13 protein-coding genes and 1 pseudogene are annotated in these 18118 nt (G+C 64.1%); 9 read left to right on the top strand and 5 right to left on the bottom strand.

The window, feature by feature from the left end:
* Positions 1 to 148 precede the first annotated feature (148 nt).
* From dadA to OCX61_RS26545, 5 genes are all read left to right on the top strand, one after another.
* Positions 149 to 1453, top strand: a complete 1305-nt coding sequence (gene dadA / locus OCX61_RS26565) for a D-amino acid dehydrogenase (protein WP_085676465.1) — start codon at positions 149 to 151, stop codon at positions 1451 to 1453.
* 148 nt (positions 1454 to 1601) lie between these two features.
* The gene (gene alr / locus OCX61_RS26560) at positions 1602 to 2675 is read left to right on the top strand and encodes an alanine racemase (protein ID WP_261942039.1); all 1074 of its coding nucleotides are present in this window, start codon (positions 1602 to 1604) and stop codon (positions 2673 to 2675) included.
* A gap of 110 nt (positions 2676 to 2785) precedes the next feature.
* Entirely contained in the window at positions 2786 to 3334 is a 549-nt protein-coding gene (relB, locus tag OCX61_RS26555; RefSeq protein WP_261942038.1) for a type II toxin-antitoxin system RelB family anti-toxin, read from the top strand.
* A 136-nt stretch (positions 3335 to 3470) separates the two neighbouring features.
* The gene (locus tag OCX61_RS26550; protein WP_261942037.1) at positions 3471 to 3893 is read left to right on the top strand and encodes a c-type cytochrome; all 423 of its coding nucleotides are present in this window, start codon (positions 3471 to 3473) and stop codon (positions 3891 to 3893) included.
* Positions 3894 to 4118: 225 nt separating this feature from the next.
* Positions 4119 to 5975 carry an acetyl-CoA hydrolase/transferase C-terminal domain-containing protein gene (locus OCX61_RS26545; protein ID WP_261942036.1) on the top strand — a complete coding sequence of 619 codons (1857 nt, stop codon included), beginning with the start codon at positions 4119 to 4121 and terminating at the stop codon, positions 5973 to 5975.
* A 114-nt stretch (positions 5976 to 6089) separates the two neighbouring features.
* Here the strand turns inward: OCX61_RS26545 and OCX61_RS26540 are convergent, their stop codons facing one another.
* Positions 6090 to 6662, bottom strand: coding sequence for a xanthine phosphoribosyltransferase (locus tag OCX61_RS26540; protein WP_003253535.1), 573 nt, complete (start codon positions 6660 to 6662; stop codon positions 6090 to 6092).
* A gap of 65 nt (positions 6663 to 6727) precedes the next feature.
* Positions 6728 to 8737, bottom strand: coding sequence for a DNA helicase Rep (gene rep / locus OCX61_RS26535; RefSeq protein WP_027917001.1), 2010 nt, complete (start codon positions 8735 to 8737; stop codon positions 6728 to 6730).
* A 299-nt stretch (positions 8738 to 9036) separates the two neighbouring features.
* Here rep and OCX61_RS26530 point away from each other — a divergent pair, with 299 nt between their 5' ends.
* A complete protein-coding gene (locus OCX61_RS26530; RefSeq protein WP_261942035.1) occupies positions 9037 to 10704 on the top strand; it encodes a putative bifunctional diguanylate cyclase/phosphodiesterase in 1668 nt (555 codons plus the stop codon).
* 79 nt (positions 10705 to 10783) lie between these two features.
* Here OCX61_RS26530 and OCX61_RS26525 read toward each other — a convergent pair whose 3' ends face one another.
* A complete protein-coding gene (locus OCX61_RS26525; RefSeq protein ID WP_261942034.1) occupies positions 10784 to 12166 on the bottom strand; it encodes a NorM family multidrug efflux MATE transporter in 1383 nt (460 codons plus the stop codon).
* Between the two features lie 155 nt (positions 12167 to 12321).
* Here OCX61_RS26525 and OCX61_RS26520 point away from each other — a divergent pair, with 155 nt between their 5' ends.
* The 3 genes and pseudogenes from OCX61_RS26520 to OCX61_RS27455 all read left to right on the top strand — a co-directional run bounded on the left by OCX61_RS26520 (position 12322) and on the right by OCX61_RS27455 (position 15426).
* Positions 12322 to 13248: a LysR substrate-binding domain-containing protein gene (locus tag OCX61_RS26520; protein ID WP_261942033.1), complete on the top strand. Its 927-nt coding sequence runs from the start codon at positions 12322 to 12324 to the stop codon at positions 13246 to 13248.
* Between the two features lie 279 nt (positions 13249 to 13527).
* Positions 13528 to 14523 (top strand): annotated as a pseudogene (locus OCX61_RS27460) (Cache 3/Cache 2 fusion domain-containing protein); the annotation flags it as partial.
* A gap of 42 nt (positions 14524 to 14565) precedes the next feature.
* Positions 14566 to 15426: a methyl-accepting chemotaxis protein gene (locus tag OCX61_RS27455; protein WP_410011127.1), complete on the top strand. Its 861-nt coding sequence runs from the start codon at positions 14566 to 14568 to the stop codon at positions 15424 to 15426.
* 135 nt (positions 15427 to 15561) lie between these two features.
* On the opposite strand, the gene hglS is transcribed toward OCX61_RS27455, so the two are convergent.
* Positions 15562 to 16947: a 2-oxoadipate dioxygenase/decarboxylase HglS gene (gene hglS, locus OCX61_RS26510; RefSeq protein WP_261942031.1), complete on the bottom strand. Its 1386-nt coding sequence runs from the start codon at positions 16945 to 16947 to the stop codon at positions 15562 to 15564.
* A gap of 220 nt (positions 16948 to 17167) precedes the next feature.
* Complete coding sequence (locus tag OCX61_RS26505; RefSeq protein WP_261942030.1) at positions 17168 to 18058, bottom strand: LysR family transcriptional regulator; 891 nt, start codon at positions 18056 to 18058, stop codon at positions 17168 to 17170.
* Positions 18059 to 18118: the final 60 nt, after the last annotated feature.

Genomic DNA, 18118 nt, shown 5'->3' with positions numbered 1-18118 from the left:
ATGCCCCTCCGTGAAAGGCGATTTTGCCGAGAATTCTCGCCAATAATAGGCTTTTATATAGTGAATTGCACTGGGCTGAGATTCTTATACTGCGCGCATCCATGCCATATCAACAAAATAGCGGTGCGCCGCGTGCGAGGGATGAACGATGCGAGTATTGGTACTTGGTAGCGGTGTGATCGGTACCGCCAGTGCCTACTATCTGGCCCGGCAAGGCTTCGAGGTGACCGTGGTCGACCGCCAGCCGGCAGTGGCCCTGGAAACCAGCTTTGCCAACGCAGGCCAGATCTCGCCCGGCTATGCCTCGCCCTGGGCCGCCCCCGGCGTGCCGCTGAAAGCCATCAAGTGGCTGCTGGAGCGCCACGCGCCCCTGGCCATCAAGCTGACCGGTGATGTCGACCAGTACCTGTGGATGGCACAGATGCTGCGCAACTGCACCGCCAGCCGCTACGCGGTGAACAAGGAGCGCATGGTGCGCCTGTCCGAGTACAGCCGCGACTGCCTGGACGAACTGCGTGCCGAAACCGGCATTGCCTACGAAAACCGTAGCCTGGGTACCACCCAACTGTTCCGCACCCAGGCTCAGGTAGACGCCGCGGCCAAGGACATCGCCGTGCTGGAACAGTCCGGCGTGCCTTACGAGCTGCTCGACCGTGATGGCATTGCCCGTGTCGAGCCGGCCCTGGCTGGTGTCAAAGACATCCTCGCCGGCGCGCTGCGCCTGCCCAACGACCAGACCGGCGACTGCCAGCTGTTCACCACCAAGCTCGCCGAGATGGCCGTCAATCTGGGTGTGGAGTTCCGCTTCGGCCAGGACATCCAGCGCCTGGATTTCGCCGGCGACCGCATCAATGGCGTGTGGATCGATGGCAAGCTGGAAACGGCCGACCGTTACGTGCTGGCCCTGGGCAGCTACTCGCCGCAGATGCTCAAGCCACTGGGCATCAAGGCTCCGGTGTATCCGCTCAAGGGTTACTCGCTGACCGTGCCGATCACCAACGCCGACATGGCGCCGACCTCGACCATTCTGGACGAGACCTACAAGGTCGCGATCACCCGTTTCGACAACCGCATCCGCGTTGGCGGCATGGCTGAAATCGCCGGTTTTGACTTGTCGTTGAACCCACGTCGACGCGAAACGCTGGAGATGATCGTCAACGACCTTTATCCTCGCGGCGGCGACCTGAGCCAGGCCAGTTTCTGGACCGGCCTGCGCCCGGCGACTCCAGACGGTACGCCGATCGTGGGCGCAACTGCATTCCGCAACCTGTTCCTCAACACCGGCCACGGCACGCTGGGCTGGACCATGGCATGCGGCTCCGGGCGCCTGCTGGCCGACCTGATTGCGCGCAAGAAGCCGCAGATCAGTGCCGAAGGCCTGGACATTTCGCGGTATGGCAACAGCCCGGAAGTTGCCAAGCAAGGCCAGACCACGCCTGCCCATCAGCAGTAAGGTCGCCTGTACCGGCCTCTTCGCGGCTAAAGCCGCTCCCACATGGACCGCATGATCCTGAATATTGTGCGGTTCCCTGTGGGAGCGGCTTTAGCCGCGAAGAACCCGACACCGTTTTCAACCTGTGAATCACCATAAGGCAGCCGCCATGCGTCCCGCCCGCGCCCTGATCGACTTGCAAGCTCTCCGCCATAACTACCGCCTGGCCCGTGAACTGTCTGGGGCCAAGGCCCTTGCCGTGGTCAAGGCCGATGCCTACGGCCACGGCGCCGTGCGTTGCGCCCTGGCCCTGGAGCCCGAAGCCGACGGCTTCGCCGTGGCCTGCATCGAAGAAGCGCTGGAGCTGCGCGCCGCCGGCATCAAAGCTCCGGTGCTGCTGCTCGAAGGCTTTTTCGAAGCCAGCGAGCTGGCGCTGATCGCCGAGCACGACCTGTGGTGCGTGGTGCATTCGCTGTGGCAGCTCGAAGCCATTGAGCAGACTCAGGTGCACAAGCCGCTGACCATCTGGCTCAAGCTCGACAGCGGCATGCACCGCGTCGGCCTGCACCCCAAGGACTACCACGAGGCTTACCAGCGCCTGCTGGCCAGCGGCAAGGTTTCGCGCATTGTGCTGATGAGCCACTTCGCCCGCGCCGACGAGCCGGAGGCCGACGCCACCGCTCAGCAGATCGCCGTGTTCAACGCCGCCCGTGAAGGCCTGGCTGCCGAATGCAGCCTGCGCAACTCGCCCGGCGTGCTGGCCTGGCCGCAGGCCCCGAGCGACTGGGTGCGCCCAGGCATCATGCTGTACGGCGCCAGCCCCTTCGAAGCCGAGCAGCCCCAGGCCGCCCGCCTGCAGCCGGTAATGACCCTGCAATCGCGGGTCATCAGCGTACGCGAGCTGCCCACTGGTGAGCCTGTGGGCTACGGTGCCAAGTTCGTCAGCCCGCGGCCGACCCGCGTTGGCGTGGTTGCCATGGGCTACGCTGACGGCTATCCGCGCCACGCGCCCACCGGCACCCCGGTGATGGTCGCCGGCAAGCGCAGCCAGCTGATTGGCCGCGTGTCGATGGACATGCTCTGCATCGACCTCACCGACGTGCCCGAAGCCACCGTCGGCAGCCCGGTCGAGCTGTGGGGCAAACAGGTGCTGGCCAGTGATGTAGCGATGCAGGCCGGGACCATTCCGTACCAGATCTTCTGCAACCTGAGACGCGTGCCGCTGGACTATTACGGCGAATAAGGCGCCGAAGCGGACAGCTTGAGGGGCGGTGTGTTGTAAATACTGAACGGCATTGCCATGATATCGTTCACATTCACCCCGCCATCTCACCGTTTCAGGAGGCTCCAGCTTTGGACGTCGGCGAACGACTGCAAGCCATCCGCAAGCTCAAGGGCCTGTCCCAGCGGGAACTCGCCAAGCGCGCGGGGGTGACCAACAGCACCATCTCGATGATCGAGAAGAACAGCGTGAGCCCCTCGATCAGCTCGCTGCGCAAGGTGCTCAGCGGCATTCCCATGTCGATGGTCGAGTTTTTCTCGGTCGAACTGGAGGCCGAAAGCCCCGCGCAGATTGTCTACAAGGCCCACGAGCTGATCGATATCTCCGACGGTGCGGTGACCATGAAGCTGGTGGGCAAGTCGCACCCCAACCGCGCCATCGCCTTTCTCACCGAGGTCTACCCGCCGGGGGCCGACACCGGCGCCGAGATGCTCACCCACGATGGTGAAGAAACCGGCATCCTGCTCGAAGGCAAACTCGAGCTGGTGGTGGGCAACGAGATCTTCATCCTTGAAGCGGGTGACAGCTACTACTTCGAAAGCACCCGCCCGCACCGTTTCCGCAACCCGTTCGACGTGCCGGCACGGCTGATCAGCGCGGCGACGCCTTCGAACTTTTGATCCAGCGCAGTGCATTGCTTCGGCAATACCCCTTTCCTGAGTAGGGTCGTTCCACGGTTTCCGGGTTCCCGCTATACTTTTCAACGCTCGCATTACCGTGGCCGCGGGCGTGATTAGCCACCATGAGGGTGTTCGCGTGAACCAAATCAAGAAGATGCTGGCCGTACCAGCAGCCGTATTCGCCCTTTGGGCAATCAGCGCAACCGCAGCGACCAACGACGAGCTTGCCAAGCGCCTGGAGCCTGTGGGCCAGGTGTGTGTGCAGGGCCAGGAATGCAAGGGCATGGAAGTGGCTGCCGCAGCCGGGGGCGGCGGGGCCAAGACGCCCGATGACGTGATTGCCAAGCACTGCAACGCCTGCCACGGCACCGGCTTGCTGGGCGCGCCGAAGATTGGCGACGGAGCCGCATGGAAGAAGCGCGCTGACGAACAGGGTGGGGTGGACGGGCTGCTGGCCAAGGCCATCACCGGCCTGAATGCCATGCCGCCGAAGGGTACCTGCGCGGACTGCTCGGATGATGACCTGAAAGGGGCCATCAAGAAGATGTCCGGGCTTTGAGCCGAAGATGAATTGCACCAGGCCCGCCATTTCTGGCGGGCCTTGTTTTTGTATTGCCTGCTCCGGCCCTTTCGCGGGCAAGCCCGCTCCCACAGGTAAAGCAAAATGCTGCCAATTTGCGGGGTCTGTGGGAGCGGGCTTGCCCGCGAAAGGGCCGGTACTGGCAACCAACCCGCTTGAGCCCATGTCCAACCCCTGACCCCATGGATGATTCAGGAGGCCCCGATGCACCTCTGCTCCATCGACCAGGCCGTCGAGCAGGTTCTCTCCCGGCTGCCAGCGCATATCCACATGGGCCTGCCGCTGGGCCTGGGCAAGCCCAACGCCTTCGTCAACGCGCTTTACGAGCGCGTGCGCGGGCTGCCCGAGCGACGGTTGACGATCTACACCGCGTTGTCGCTTGGCCGCCCACCCCTGGGCGACGGCCTGCAACGGCGTTTCCTCGAGCCCTTCGTCGAGCGCGTGTTCGCCGACTACGAAGAACTCACCTACCTCGCCGACCTGCGCAACGACCGCCTGCCGCCGAACATCCGCGTCGAGCAGTTCTTCATGCAGCCCGGCAGCCTGCTGCACAGCGAAACCGCGCAGCAGGACTACATCAGCAGCAACTACAGCCACGCCGCGCGCGACATCAACGCCAAGGGGCTGAACCTGGTTGCCCAGCTGGTCGCGGCCACGCCGGAGAAGCCCGTCCACCTCAGCCTGGCCTGCAACCCCGACATCACCCTCGACCTGCAGCCGATGATCGCCAAGCGGCGTGCGGCAGGTGAAACCATCCTCATGCTCGGCCAGGTTCATACCGAACTGCCCTACATGCCGGGCGATGCGGAGTTGCCGATCGATGCGTTCGACCTGTTGATCGACGAAGCGGAGCAGCGCCGGCTGTTCTCTACCCCGAACATGCCGGTCAGCACCCAGGACCACTGCATCGGTTTGCACGCAAGTTCACTGGTGCGTGACGGTGGCACCCTGCAGATCGGCATCGGTGCCATGGGCGATGCGCTGGCGGCGGCATTGCTGGCGCGCCAGGGCGACAACCCAGGTTACCGCGCCTTGCTCGACGAACTGGACGTCAGCCCGTGGCAGGCGCTGATCGAGCGAGAGGGGGGCCTGGACGCCTTCGCCCAGGGCCTGTACGGCTGCAGCGAGATGTTCGTCAACGGCCTGTTGGCGCTGGCCGAGGCGGGTGTGGTGCGGCGCCCGGCGGACGAGCAGGGTGTGCTGGTGCATGGCGGCTTTTTTCTCGGCCCGCAGGCGTTCTACCAGCGTTTGCGCGAGATGCCGCTGGAGCAGCGCGCCCGTTTCTCGATGACCCGTATCAGCTTCATCAACGAACTGTACGGCCAGGAAGACCTCAAGCGCCGCCAGCGCCGCGATGCGCGCTTCGTCAACACGGTGTTCGGCATGACCCTGCTCGGTGCCGGGGTGGCCGATCAGCTGGAAGACGGCCGGGTGCTCAGCGGGGTAGGCGGGCAGTACAACTTCGTGGCCCAGGGCCATGCGCTTGAAGGCGGGCGCTCGATCCTGCTGCTGCGCAGCTGGCGCGAGGCGGGCGGGGAGGTTTCATCAAACCTGTTCTGGCGCTATGGCCACTGCACCATCCCGCGGCACCTGCGCGATATCGTGGTGACCGAGTACGGTATTGCCGACCTGCGGGGGCAGACCGACAGCGAAGTGATTGCGCGGTTGCTGGCGGTGAGCGATTCGCGGTTCCAGCAGGAGCTGATCGAGCAGGCAAAAGAGGCGGGCAAGCTGGCCAGGGATTTTCAGCTGGACGCGCGATTTACCGACAATACGCCACAGCGGTTGGAGGCGATCAGGGTTCGGCATGCGCGCTTGTTCCCGGAGTATCCGCTGGGAACGGACTTCACGGCTGAAGAGCGGGACTTGTTGCGGGCGCTGAACTGGTTGAAGAGCAAGTTCAAGCTGAGTGAGGTGCTGGAGCTGGGCAAGGCGGCATTGGAGGCGCCGGGGCCGCAGGGGTATGAGGCGCATCTGGCGCGGATGCAGCTGGATCGACCGCAGGGGCTCAGGGAAGAGCTGTACCAGCGCTTGCTGCTGGCGGGATTATCAGAAACCTGACAGATAGATGCTGGGGCCATTCGCGGGCAAGCCCGCTCCCACAGGAACTGCACAGCTTTCAAAACCTGTGCGGTACCTGTGGGAGCGGGCTTGCCCGCGAAGCAGGCGACGCGGTCACTCGATGAACGAAACCACACCACCTTCCAGCGACTTCACCCGGGCCAGCGATTCAACGCGGTAGCCCTGGCTGTCCAGCTCGGCACGGCCGCCCTGGAACGACTTCTCGATGACGATACCCAGGCCGGCAACGGTGGCGCCGGCTTGCTTGATGATCGAGATCAGTGCCTGCGACGCCTTGCCGTTGGCCAGGAAGTCGTCGATCACCAGCACGCGATCGCTGCTGTTGAGGTGGCGCGGCGAGATGGCCACGGTGTTCTCGGTCTGCTTGGTGAAGGAGTACACCGAGGCAGTCAGCAGGTTTTCGGTCAGGGTCAGCGACTGGTGCTTGCGCGCGAAGATTACCGGTACGCCCAGCTTCAGGCCGGTCATCACCGCCGGGGCAATGCCCGAGGCTTCGATGGTGACGATCTTGGTCACGCCGGCATCGGCGAACAGCCGGGCGAACTCGTCACCGATCAGCTGCATCAGCGCCGGGTCGATCTGGTGGTTGAGAAACGCGTCGACTTTGAGTACCTGGTCGGAAAGCACGATGCCTTCTTCGCGAATCTTCTGATGCAGTGCTTCCACTGTGGTATTCCTCGATGTAACAAAGGTGGCCGCTGAAAGCGGCAGATTTAAAGGATAAGGGTTGATCAGCGTTTGAGCATTGCCCGGATGTCGGCCAGGGCGTTGTTGCCGCGCGCGGCCTTCACCTCGACCGGCGCGTCGTCCAGGCCTTCCCAGGCCAGGTCGTCGGGTGGCAGTTCGTCGAGGAACCGGCTTGGCGTGCAGTCGATGATCTCGCCGTACTGCTTGCGCTTGGCGGCGAAGGTGAAGGCCAGGGTCTGGCGAGCGCGGGTGATGCCCACGTAGGCCAGGCGGCGCTCCTCTTCGATGGTGTCGGCCTCGATGCTGGAGCGGTGGGGGAGGATCTCCTCCTCCATGCCCATGATGAACACGTACGGGAATTCCAGGCCCTTGGAGGCGTGCAGGGTCATCATCTGCACACCTTCGGCGTTTTCTTCCTCTTCCTGCTGGCGCTCGAGCATGTCGCGCAGTACCAGCTTGCCGATGGCATCCTCGATGGTCATGTCACCCTCTTCATCCTTCTCGAGGGTGTTCTTCAGCGCTTCGACCAGGAACCAGACGTTGCTGATACGGAACTCTGCCGCCTTGTCGCTGGCGGTCTGCTGGCGGATCCAGTTCTCGTAGTCGATGTCGCGGATCATCTCGTGCAGCGCGGCGATCGGGTCCTCCAGGGCAACCTTGTGGCGTACCCCGTCGAGCCAGTGCTTGAAGCGCTGCAGGCGCTCGGTGTAGCGGGCATCCAGGTGCTCGCCCAAGCCCAGCTCCTCGCTGGCGGCGTACATCGAGATACCGCGCTCGGTGGAATAGTTGCCGAGCTTTTCCAGGGTGGTCGAGCCGATCTCGCGGCGCGGCACGTTGATCACCCGCAGGTAGGCGTTGTCGTCATCCGGGTTCACCAGCAGGCGCAGGTAGGCCATGAGGTCCTTGACCTCCTGGCGGCCGAAGAAGCTGTTGCCGCCCGACAGGCGATACGGCACCTGGTGGTGCTGCAACTTCAGTTCGATCAGCTTGGCCTGGTAGTTGCCGCGGTAGAGGATGGCGAAGTCGCTGTACGGGCGGTTGGTGCGCAGGTGCAAGGTGAGGATTTCCATGGCCACGCGTTCGGCCTCGGCTTCCTCGTTCTTGCAGCGGATCACGCGGATCTCGTCGCCCACACCCATCTCGCTCCACAGCTGCTTTTCGAAAGCGTGCGGGTTGTTGGCGATCAGCACGTTGGCGCAGCGCAGGATGCGGCTGGTGGAGCGGTAGTTCTGTTCGAGCATGACGATCTTCAGGGAGGGGTAGTCCTCCTTGAGCAGCATCAGGTTCTCTGGGCGCGCGCCACGCCAGGCGTAGATCGACTGGTCGTCATCGCCCACCACGGTGAACTGGTTGCGCATGCCGATCAGCATCTTCACCAGCAGGTACTGGCTGGCGTTGGTGTCCTGGTATTCGTCCACCAGCAGGTAGCGCACGCGGTTCTGCCAGCGTTCGAGCACGTCGGGGTGCTCCTGGAACAGCTTGACCGGCAGCAGGATCAGGTCGTCGAAGTCCACCGCGTTGAACGCCTTGAGCGTGCGCTGGTAGTGGGTGTAGACGATGGCGGCGGTCTGCTCGCGCGGGTTGCGCGCCTTTTCCAGGGCTTCGGCGGGCAGGATCAGGTCGTTTTTCCAGGCACCGATCATGTTCTTGATCTCGTCGATGCCGTCGTCGCCGGAGTATTCCTTCTGCATGATGTCCGACAGCAGCGCCTTGATGTCGGATTCGTCGAAGATCGAGAAGCCCGGCTTGTAGCCCAGGCGCTCGTGCTCCTTGCGGATGATGTTCAGGCCCAGGTTGTGGAACGTGCACACCGTCAGGCCGCGGCCTTCCCCCGGGCGCAGCAGGGTGGCGACCCGCTCCTTCATCTCGCGGGCGGCCTTGTTGGTGAAGGTCATCGCCACGATGTACTGGGCACGGATGCCGCAGTTCTGGATGAGGTGGGCAATCTTGCGTGTGATCACGCTGGTCTTGCCCGAGCCAGCACCGGCGAGCACCAATAGAGGGCCGCCGACGTAGTCACGGGCTTCCTGTTGCCGGGGATTGAGTCGGGACATGCTAGAAACCGGGGGTCACCAGAAAATAGCCGCGCATTCTAACAGGCATGGGCCACTTGTGGCGCGACCGTCTGACGTTTGAGTCAGACTTTTGTTCGGGGATAAGCATTAGTGAAACTAATGCTATTCATGGAAAAAATCGTAATTGCCGGTTTGACGACTTTCCCGCAGGATGCACGTCAAAATGCGACGGGAGGCACTGCGGGCAAAGGATATGTCTAAAAGTGAAAATCATTTTCATTTATGCAGTAGCATGTCCGCCATCCAACGCTAGACCTTTCAAGCTTTAAGGAGCCCGCTTGTCCACGCCTGTCGAACCTTTGCGTTTGCTGCTGTTGGCTGATGAGCCGGAATGGGCCGCCTTACTACGCGAATGCCTGCTGCCGCTGGACGGTACCGCAGCTTTGCTGACCGCGCCGAACTGGGCGGCGGTCGATACCCTGTTCAGCCATGACCGCCAGGCCGTGGTACTGGCCACGCCGGCATTGCAGCCAGCGCCCGGGCGCTGCGAACTGCCGACCATCCTGTTGCTCGACCACGAACCCGATACGCCGCCAACCGGCGTCAGTGACTGGCTGGTGCGCGACCAGCTCAATGCCGATACCCTGCGCCGCTCGTTGCGCCATGTGCGCGAGCGCGGTGTGCTGGTGGCCACCTTGCAGCGCCTGGCCGAGCAAGACCCACTGACCGGCATCGCCAACCGCCAGGGCTTTCAGGCCCTGCTGACCACGCGCCTGGCCGAGAACGAAGGCCGCGGCGTGGCTCTTGGTCATCTGGACCTGGACAACTTCCGCCACGTCAACGATGCCCTTGGCCACCAGTGCGGCGACCGCCTGATCCTGCAGGTGGTGTCGCGCCTCAAGCAGCAGCTGGAAGCCGGTGACCAGCTGGCGCGCCTGGGCAGCGACGAGTTCGCCCTGCTGATCGACACGCGCCGCGACGCCAACCGCGCCGAATGGATCGCCGAACGCATCGTCGAGGCCCTGGGCGAGCCCTACTGGATCGACGGCGAAAGCCTGTTGCTCGGCTGCAGCCTGGGCCTGGCCCATGCCCGCGCCCAGGGCGGGCCCGACCCGCTGATGTGGCATGCGCATATCGCCATGCGCCAGGCCAAGGGCAGCCAGGGCTGCACTTTCCATGTGTTCAATGAGCGCATCAACCGCAATGCGCGCAGCCTGGCCGATCTGGAAAGCGAGCTGCGCCGGGCGCTGCGTCGCGATGAACTGGAGCTGCACTACCAGCCGCGCTTGAACCTTGCCGATGGGCGCATCGTCGGCCTCGAGGCCCTGGTGCGCTGGCGCCATGCCGAGCGCGGCCTGCTGCCGCCCAGCGAGTTCGTGCCGCTGGCCGAACAGAGCGGGCTGATCGTGCCACTGGGTTACTGGGTTATTTCCCGTGCCCTGCGCGACATGCAGGCATTGCGCGAGCAGGGGCTTGCGCCGCTGCACATGGCGGTGAACCTGAGCTTCCGCCAGTTCCAGGACAGCCAGTTGCTGGCCACCCTGAGCCGGCTGATCATCGAGCATGGTGTGGATGCCCGTTGGCTGGAATTCGAACTGACCGAAACGGCGGTGATGCGCCGCAACGAGCTGGTGCGTCAGACCATGGATGCCCTGGGTCGCCTGGGTGTGCGTTTTTCGCTGGATGACTTTGGGACCGGCTTCTCGTCCTTTGTGCACCTGAACAGCCTGCCGATCACCTTGCTCAAGGTCGACCGCAGCTTCGTTGCCGAGATGGAGATGCGCGAAGAGAACCGCAAGCTGGTGCACGCCATGATCAACCTGGCGCACAACCTCAACCTGGAAGTGGTGGCCGAGGGCGTCGAGAGCCCGGAACAGATGGCTTTGCTGCGCGGCTTTGGCTGTGACCAGGTGCAAGGGTTCCTGGTCAGCAAGCCGCTGCCGGTGGGGGAGTTGATCGACTATCTGCTGCAGGCGTCCAATCGCCCCGTGGTTGCCGCCCTCTAGGCCCCTTCGCGGGTAAACCCGCTCCTACAGGTTCATACGATCCCTGTAGGAGCGGGTTTACCCGCGAAAGGGCCTCCAGTCAGGCCGATACAGTAGCGCCAACCCCGGCCTTGCCCAGCAACCGCTTCATCCGCCACTCGAAGCCAAGGGTCAGCGCCACTGCCGCACAGGCCAGCCCCAGTGCCAACCCCCACCAGACGCCCACGGCCCCGCCCCCCAGGGTAAAGGTGAACAGCCAGGCACTCGGCGCGCCCACCAGCCAGTAGCAGCACAGCCCGATCAGGAAGGTGGTCTTGGCGTCCTTCAAGCCACGGATCGAGCCCATGGCGATGGTCTGCATGCCATCGAACAGTTCAAACCATGCCGCCACCATCAGCAGTTGCACTGCCAACTGATAGATCGCGGTAAAACCGGGGTCATTCCGGTCGATGAACAGCCCCACCAGCGCCTCCGGCAGCAGCAGGAACAACGCCGCAAAGGCAAACATGATCGTCGCCCCAAAGCCGATCCCCACGCGCCCGGCACTGCGTGCCGCCAGCAGGTTGCCGGCGCCGTAGTACAGGCCCACACGCATGGTCACCGCATACGACAGCCCGGTCGGCACCATGAACGCGGTGGAGACGATCTGCAGGGCAATCTGGTGCGCCGCCAGTTGCGTGCTGCCCAGCACGCCCATGCACAGCGCGGCGAAAGCGAACAGCCCGACTTCCACCATGTAAGTGCCGCCAATCGGCAGGCCCAGCCGCCACAGCTCGCGCAGGGCTGGTAGCGAAGGGCGCGACAGCCCTTTGCGCAATGGATAGTCGGCATAGGCCGAGTGCCAGCGGATGTACAGCGCCAAGGCGATGGCCATGCCCATCGACACCACTGCAGTGACCAGGCCAATGCCCATCAGGCCCAGCTTGGGCAGGCCGAACATGCCTTCGATCAGGGCGACGTTGAACAGGTAGTTGAGCACCGTGCCGACCAGGCTGATGACCATCACCGGGGTCGAACGCCCCAGCGCACTGGTGAAGCCGCGCAGGGCCATGAAGGTCAGGTAGCCGGGCAGGGCCAGTGGTAGCAGGGTGAGGAATTCGGCTGCCGATTCGACGTTCTCCGGCTGCTGACCAAACATCAACAGCACCGGTTTCAGGTTCCACAGCACCAGTGCCGCCAGCAGCGCCAGGCCCCAGGCCAGCCACAGGCCGTTCTGCGCCAGGCGAGTAGCGCCCACGATGTCATTGGCACCCTTGCGAATCGCCACCAGGGTGCCGACAGCGGCGATCACGCCCAGGCAAAAGATCGACACGAACGAATAGCTCGCCGCGCCCAGGCCACCCCCAGCCAGGGCCTGCGGGCTGATGCGGGCCATCATCAGGGTGTCGGTCAGCACCATCAGCATGTGCGCCAACTGCGAGGCGATCAGCGGCCCGGCCAGGCGCAGCAGTGCCTTGAGTTCTTTAGTGGGCGCGACATGCATGGGTTAGTCCTTGTGCCTGATCCTGTGAGCGAGGGACGATTCTGAGGCTTCGGTCAACTTTGCACAAAAGGATAAAAACGATGGTTGGCATGAGTTGAACTCATGCATATATGATTCTGTGCATTCCTTGCCCACCCCCCGGATAACAGGTGCCTATGTCTCGCCAGCTGCCTCCCCTGTATGCACTGCGCGCATTCGAAGCGGCTGCGCGGCTGAGCTCGTTCACCCGCGCCGGTGAAGAGCTGTCGATCACCCAGAGCGCGGTCAGCCGGCATATCCGCACCTTGGAAGAGCACTTCGCCTGCCGCCTGTTCGTGCGCAGTGGCCGCAGCCTGCAGCTGACCGAGGCGGCGCGGGTGCTGCTGCCCGGCGTGCGTGAAGGCTTTGCTGCGCTGGAGCGGGCCTGCGATACCTTGCGCGGGGAAGATGACATTCTGCGCATGAAAGCGCCGTCGACCCTGACCATGCGCTGGCTGCTGGCGCGGCTCAGCCAATTTCGCCACTTGCAGCCGGGCAATGAGGTGCAGCTGACCAGTGCCTGGATGGACGTCGACCATGTGGACTTCAACCAGGAACCCTTCGATTGCGCGGTGCTGCTTAGTGACGGGGTGTTCCCGGCGGACTGGGAGGTGCGCCGGCTGTTTTCCGAGCTGTTGATCCCGGTGGGGGCGCCGGACCTGCTGAAGGACGGGCCGTGGGACGAGCGGCGGCTGGCCGGTATCGAGCTGCTGCACCCCACCCCCGACAAGCGTGACTGGCGCGAATGGCTGGAACGCATGGGGCTCAGCGACAAGGTGTCGCTCAAGGGTGGGCAGGTGTTCGATACCTTGGAGCTGGGCATGATCGCGGCAGCGCGGGGCTATGGCATCTCGATGGGCGACCTGCTGATGGTCGCCGAGGATGTGGCCCAGGGGCGCTTGAGTTTGCCTTGGCCGACGGCGGTGCCCAGTGGCATGGATTATTACCTGGTGTGGCCACGGACCCGGCCGGGCGGGGAGCGGTTGCGGCGCTTGAGTGTGTTTTTGCAAGAGGAAGCGGCGGCGGTGGACTTGCCCGCTGTGCAGATCCTGCCGGCCCTTTGACTGCCTCGACTGGCCTCTTCGCGGGGCAAGCCCGCTCCCACAGGATATGCGCATGTCTCAAGTCTGGCTGAGCACTTGTGGGAGCGGGCTTGCCCCGCGAAAGGGCCAGCACAGGAAAAAGAAAACGTTTGCGAATATCCCGGTCCGACACTCAAGTATTCGAGCGCGACGCCGATCTACTGGCACCAGCGTCCCGGAAGAGGGCGCGCTTTCCCGTCGATATCAAGCGGGTGGTCAGCGTGATCAGGACGATACCGGCCTCTTGCCAGGAGCTTCTACATGTCTCAACCGCGTGCCCGAATTGCCTCGCAACTCGGTGTCGCCCTCGCCATCGTGCTGGCGCTGGTGATTTCCGGCAGTACCTTGTTCGCCCTGCGTGCGCTGGACGACGCCAACCTCGCCACCCGCCAGGCCCATCTGGCCAGCGAAGCACGGCTGCTGGCCGACCAGCTCGATACGTTCCACGGTTCGCTCAAGGACAATACCCAGCGGCTGAGCGGCCTGTTCGAGCGCCGTTTCGCCTCGGGCCTGTCGTTGCATGCCGGCGAGACCGTGCAGGTCGCAGGCCAGAGCACGCCCGCCCTGTATCTGGGTGATCGACTGCTGAACAACGATTTCCAGGTGGTCGACGAATTCCAGCAGATGACTGCCGGCATCGCGACCCTGTTCGTACGCAGTGGCGATGACTTCGTGCGCATCAGCACCAACCTGAAGAAGCAGGACGGCACGCGCGCCATCGGCACCCAGCTCGACCGCCAGCACCCGGCCTACACCAAGCTGCTGGCCGGGCAGATGTACGTCGGCCGCGCCGTGCTGTTCGAGCGCAACTACATGACCCGCTACGTGCCGGTGCGCGACAGCAACGACCGGGTGATCGCGGTGCTGTTTGTCGGCTTTGACTACACCGACGCGCAGAACGCCCAGTTCGCCAACCTCAAGCGCTTCCGCATCGGCGCCACCGGTTCCCTGGCCATTCGCGATGAGCAGGGCCAATGGCTGGTGCCGCCGGCCAATGCCGACCAGGACCTGTTCAGTGCCAGTGCACCTTTCACCGAAGGCCCTTGGACCGTGGTTGCCAGCATGCCCAAGGCTGAAATCCGCGAGGTGACCTGGAGCGTCGGCCTGCGCCTGGCCATCGGCAGCCTGCTGGCGATGCTGCTGGCAGTGGCTGCCACCCTGTGGCTGCTGCGCCGCAAGCTGCGCCCGCTGGACGACCTGGTGCGCCAGGCCGAAGCACTGGGTGCCGGCGACCTGAATGCGCGCCTGAGCGTGACCAGCCATGACGAGATTGGCCAACTGGCGCGCAGCTTCAACCAGATGGGCGAGGCGTTGTCGACCATGGTCGAGCACATCCGCAGTGCCTCCGAGCAGGTCAGCAGCCGCGCGCGCTCGCTGTCCGGGCTGTCTGCCGGTGCCTGTGAAGGCATGGACCAGCAGTCCGGCGAGATCACCAGCATGGCCGGTGCGGTGGAAGAGTTCAGCGCAACCTCGATGAATATCGCCGACAACATGGCCGGGACTGAGCGCATGGCCCGCGACAACGCGCAGCAGACCCGCATCGGCCGCAATGCCATGGACGAAGCGTCCAGCTCGTTGCGCCAGATTGCCGAAGCGCTGGGTGGTACCGCCACGGTGATGGACAGCCTGGGCGCACGCTCGCAGGAGATCGGCGGCATCATCAGTGTGATCACCGCGATTGCCGAACAGACCAACCTGCTGGCGCTGAACGCCGCCATCGAGGCGGCCCGTGCCGGTGAGCAGGGCCGTGGCTTTGCCGTGGTCGCGGATGAAGTACGTGGGCTGGCGGCGCGCACGCGCCAGGCGACCGATGAAATTTCCGGGATGATCAACAACATCCAGCAGCAGACCGGGCACGCCATCAATACCCTGGAGCAGGGCAACCAGCTGATGCAGGAAGGGCTGGCGCGCAACGACAAAGTCGCCGAAGCGTTGGCGCGTATCGATGAGCAGAGCCGTGCGGCGGGTGAGCAGTTTGCCGTGATCAGCACGGCGACCCAGGAGCAGAGCAGCACCGCGACAGTGCTCAGCCGCAACCTGCAAAGCATTGCCCAGGCCAACAGCGAACAGCGTGATGTGGCCAATGAACTGGCCTTTACCGCGCGGGAGCTGGAAGGGCTGGCGGCGCAGCTGCGCCAGGAAGTGGACCGCTTCCGCTGAGACCGCATGGGGCCGCTTTGCGGCCCATTCGCGGGTAAACCCGCTCCCACAGGGTTACGACAGGCCCGAGGCCAGCGCTGTACCTGTAGGAGCGGGTTTACCCGCGAACGGGGCGCAAAGCGCCCCCGCTGTGTGTTACATCGAACCCAGGTCCAGCGCCTGGGCACAGGCCTGCAACGAGCGCCGCTCGCTCTGCGCATACAGCGCCAGCTCATCCTGCACCTGCAGCCCCAGCGCCGCTTCAAACGCTTCGCGGTTGGCATTGCTGCCATATTCGGCCTGGCCTTCATCCCCCAGGTTCGACTGGAAGATCCCCGCCGCACTCACCGGCAGGAAGTCCTCGTACACCAGCGCCTCGAAGTGCACATGGCCGGCCGCGATCAGGCCTTCCAGCGTGGTCGGGCGATCCGCTTGCCCACGCGCTGCCAGGCCCTTCTCGGTAGCGAAGTAGCGGAAGTACGCCAACCCTTGCTCGCGCATCTGCGCCAGGTCATCCGGAAACTCGCTGAAGCTTTCCTGCAGCAGGGCCATGTAGCGCTCGGCGTTGGCCTCGGCCGGCGCGCCACCCAAGGCGGCGCGGGTGGCGTCGAGCAGCCTGTCGTACAGCTGGCGGCCCTTCGGTGTCAGTGCCGCGCCGCGCTGTTCGATCTCGCCGAAGCGTGCGGTGTGGCTGCCCTGGTGGTCGCTGAACGCAACCTTCTCCTGCAATGCCTTGAAGCTGGTCTGGCGCAGCAGGATCGGGTGGCGGCGGGTGGGCGGGCCTTCGACCACGGCTTTCGGCGGGATGCCCTTGGCCGGCATGCCGACCTGGATCGCGTCGATGTCCAGGGTGCGTGGGGTCAGGTGGTTGATATGCGGGCCTTTGAAGGCCACCACATCGGCGATCAGGCGGTGCTGGTCGTGCAGTTGCTGGTACTGCTCGGCAGTGACCGTGGCGTCCTGGTGCCAGCGGAAGGTGTGCAGGGCTTCGCGGACGAACTCGTCGGCATCGGCGGCGTTCAGGCCGCCATCATGCTCGGATTGGGCAATCAGTTCGAGTGCGCGCGAGGTAAAGATCTTGCGCTTGGCCAGAATCTCCTGGGCCAGCTCACGCAGTTGCAGGTTGTCGATCAGCTCCAGGCGCAGCAACGAGGTGAACACGCGGAACGGGCTGACATGCAGCGACTGCTCATGCACGGCGCGGAACGCGGTGGAATGCACCGGCACACCGGCCGAGCTGAGATCGTAGTAGCCGACCGGCGCCATGCCCATCACCGCGAACAGGCGAGCGATGGTCGCCAGCTCTTCGGCAGTACCGACGCGGATGGCGCCGTGGCGCTCCTGGTCCAGGCGCTCGATCTCGCCGGTCCAGCGCAGGGCCTCGGCCACCTTGGGCTGCTCGGCCATGACCCGCTGGTTGATTTCGCTCACCAGCTCCAGCAGCGTGCCGTACAGCGGCACTTCCTGTTTGTACATGAGCGACATGGCGGCAGAGAACTGCGCGCGGATGCTGTCGGGGCTGACGAAATCGTGGGCGGGCATCGCTAGCTTCCTGGTTAGGTTTGGACGCTTACATGAAAGCTGGGAATGCACTTGCCTCACAAGCGAAAAAAAGTGAGCCAGTCATTCCATTTCTGATCGACCTCGAGGGCCCTTTCGCGGGCAAGCCCGCTCCCACAGGGATTAGGTACAGTTTGAACCTTGCGCAGTACTTGTGGGAGCTGGCTTGCCGGCGATGGGCCGCAAAGCGGCCCCGGCAATCTCAAGGCTGAAGCTGCTGGCGAATCCATTCCACCAATGCCCTGACTTTAGGCACCTCCGCCGCATGCTCGGCAAAGGCCAGGTAATGCTTACCGGCACTGGGCATCGCATGGTTCCAGGCAATCATCAGGCTGCCCTCGGCCAGCTCTTTCGCCACCAGGTACTGCGGCACCAACGCCACCCCGCAGCCGGCCTGCGCCGCACTCAACGCCATGTAGAACGTATCGAACCGCGGCCCGTGATAGGCGCTGACACTGTGCAACCCCAGCTCCAGGAACCACTCATGCCAAGCCTCCGGCCGCGAGGTGCTCTGCAGCAGCACCATGTCCGCCAACTCACCCGCACCCCCCAGCTCACGCCCGGCCAGCAGCTCCGGCGCGCACACCGGCACCACCTCTTCGCCGAACAGCTCGACACAGGTGGCCCCCGGCCAGGTGCCTTGGCCATAGAAGAACACCACATCCGCCGAGCCTTGCAGCAAGGCGAACGGTTCCATCTCGTTGCGGATGTCGAGGTGGATATTCGCGTGGCGTTTGCCAAAGCCCTTGAGGTGCGGGATCAGCCAGCGCACGCCAAAACTCGGTTGAGTGGCTACCTTCAATACCTCGGTCTGCTCGCCGTAGGTGAGTACGTAGCGGCTCGACATGTCGACCTGGGTGAGGATCTTGTTGACCTCGGCCAGGTACAGACTGCCAGCGGGTGTGAGTTGCAGGCGCCTGCGGATACGCAGGAACAGGTGGTGGCGCAGCATCTCTTCCAGCTGCGCCACCTGCTTGCTGACCGCACTCTGGGTCAGGTGCAGCTCTTCGGCGGCACGGGTGAAGCTCAGGTGGCGTGCTGCAGCTTCGAAGCACTGCAGGGCGGTCATGGAGGGCACCAGGCGTTTGGACATAGCGGTCTCTGCGGCTCAAATCATTACCTGACGGAATGATATGCGGAATAAAGGTCGTTT

It is taken from the genome of Pseudomonas sp. LRP2-20, from assembly GCF_024349685.1.
Lineage (GTDB): Bacteria > Pseudomonadota > Gammaproteobacteria > Pseudomonadales > Pseudomonadaceae > Aquipseudomonas.
Note: the sequence above shows the minus strand (reverse complement) of the source record. Positions and strands in the feature narration are given on the sequence as shown.